The organism is Peribacillus simplex, from assembly GCF_001542915.1.
GTDB lineage: Bacteria > Bacillota > Bacilli > Bacillales > DSM-1321 > Peribacillus > Peribacillus simplex_B.
Map to the genome: position 1 here is coordinate 89,486 of NZ_LNNH01000018.1, position 291 is coordinate 89,776.

Sequence of the window (291 nt, forward strand, 5' to 3'; positions counted from 1 at the left end):
GGTATAGGGTAAAGCAGGTGTGATTTCTTCAGCTTGTAATCGCTGGTGTTTTATAAGCTGCATCTGCGGCAACTGCTTCTGGTTTTCCAACTTTCTCAATCACTTGCTCAACAAGTGGCTCCAAAATCTGACTGTCATGTGTATTACCAGGTGTTACAATCGTTCCCAATACAAAACCGTTGCCGTCTGCAGCCGCATGGAATGAATAGGCAAACTGTTTTGTTCGTTCATCTTTCACATAGTAGCCACTCTCAGGATCCGTAGTACTTTCTTTAATTGCTTTGGTTTCTT

At 42.6% G+C, this 291-nt stretch carries 1 pseudogene; it reads right to left on the reverse strand.

The features are described 5' to 3' along the window. Positions 1-31 precede the first annotated feature (31 nt). Positions 32-291 (reverse strand): annotated as a pseudogene (locus tag AS888_RS26805) (transposase); the annotation flags it as partial.